Source organism: Arthrobacter sp. MDT2-34-1 (assembly GCF_059091365.1).
In genome coordinates this window covers 1-843 of sequence record NZ_JBNHGO010000062.1, presented here as the reverse complement: position 1 = coordinate 843, position 843 = coordinate 1, and the positions used below count along the sequence as shown (strand labels likewise).

Annotated in this window: 1 protein-coding gene; it reads left to right on the top strand. The window is 64.3% G+C overall.

Going from position 1 to position 843, the window contains the following annotated elements; genetic code table 11:
* Window positions 1-48 precede the first annotated feature (48 nt).
* The gene (locus AC5RVV_RS17605; protein ID WP_494002644.1) at window positions 49-714 is read left to right on the top strand and encodes an MBL fold metallo-hydrolase; all 666 of its coding nucleotides are present in this window, start codon (window positions 49-51) and stop codon (window positions 712-714) included.
* The last annotated feature ends 129 nt before the right edge of the window (window positions 715-843 follow it).

Sequence of the window (843 nt, the reverse complement as noted above, 5' to 3'; positions counted from 1 at the left end):
TCCTTATCCCCGGCCGGATGTGGCGCGGCCCGGGGTAGTCTGGGACGCATGAAGCTCACCAAGTTCACGCATGCCTGCGTCCGCCTTGAGAGCGGCCACGACACCCTGGTGATCGATCCAGGCTCCTTTTCGGAGGTGGCCGAAGCACTGGACGGGGCCCGCACCGTCCTGATTACGCACGAACATGCGGACCACATCGACGGTCCGGCTGTGCTGGAGGCCCTGCGCGGCAACGCGAAGCTGGAGCTGTTCGCGCCGCACGGGGTCGCCGAATCCCTGCGCGCCAAGGTCCAGGGAGACGACAGCGTCCGCTCCCGGATCATCGATGCGTTGCCGGAGACCCGTTTCGAGGTCCCGGGCTTCGACATCCGCACCTTCGGCGGCCAGCATGCGCTGATCCATCCGCATATTCCGATGGTGGCCAATATTGGGTACCTGATCAACGACGACGTCTACCACCCAGGGGACTCCTTCATCGTCCCGCACGGCCTCGAAGCCAAGACGCTGCTGGTGCCGATCCATGCGCCCTGGTCCAAAATCGGCGAGGTGATCGACTTCATTATTGCCGTCCGCGCCGCCAAGGCGTTCCCGATTCATGACGCCTTGCTCAACGAGACCGGCATGAACCTGGTGGAGGGTCACGTCAAGCGGATCGGCGGGCTGTACGGCACTGCCTACGAGCATCTGGCCCCGGGGGAATCTGTCCAGCTCTGAGCTGCAGGAACCAGTCCGGCGGACGGACGGATATGGCGGAAGGGTAATAGCATGCAGACTCTGATGGACGTGCAGGTACTGCGGCAGCGGATGGACTCCGGGCAGCACACGGTGCTGCTGGATGTCCGC